The 478-nt window shown below is 50.0% G+C and carries 1 pseudogene; it reads right to left on the bottom strand.

The features are described 5' to 3' along the window. Positions 1 to 305: pseudogene (locus tag JS756_RS39040) on the bottom strand (carboxylesterase family protein); the annotation flags it as partial. Positions 306 to 478: the final 173 nt, after the last annotated feature.

Raw genomic sequence — 478 nt, 5'->3', positions numbered from 1 at the left:
TACATATACAGGGGAGATTCTTGAGCTTCGGGAAGGGGAGTGTTGATGTTCTCGCGCTGGAGTTCAGCGCTGTCCAAGTTGCGTAGACATGTCAGGGTATCATGGTCACTAGCACAGCCAGTCCGGATAACCAGGTTGTCGTACGAAAACTGACTCTGGCTTGTAATGCGCATGTTGGCAAAGCTCTGCGACTCCGCTGCAGCGGCATGAAATAGACCATTGTCCCTTCCACCGTAGGCCGACAGAAGGAGGGTTATGGAAGCAGCGCCTGCACTGGCCCCACCCAGGACAACATGGTTTGGATCACCTCCAAACTGGAAAAGTCAGTCAATACATACTGCTAACCAAAAGAGGATACAAGCAATACAAGCAACGTACCTTGCCAATATGTTTCTGCACCCATTCTAGGGCTTTTATCTGGTCCTTCAAGCCATTGTTCAAACTGCCCCCTTTCTTGACTTGTTCTCCAGCCAAAAAC

Origin of the sequence: Streptomyces actuosus, from assembly GCF_016921115.1 — a bacterium.
GTDB classification, from domain to species: domain Bacteria; phylum Actinomycetota; class Actinomycetes; order Streptomycetales; family Streptomycetaceae; genus Streptomyces; species Streptomyces actuosus_A.
Note: the sequence above shows the minus strand (reverse complement) of the source record. Positions and strands in the feature narration are given on the sequence as shown.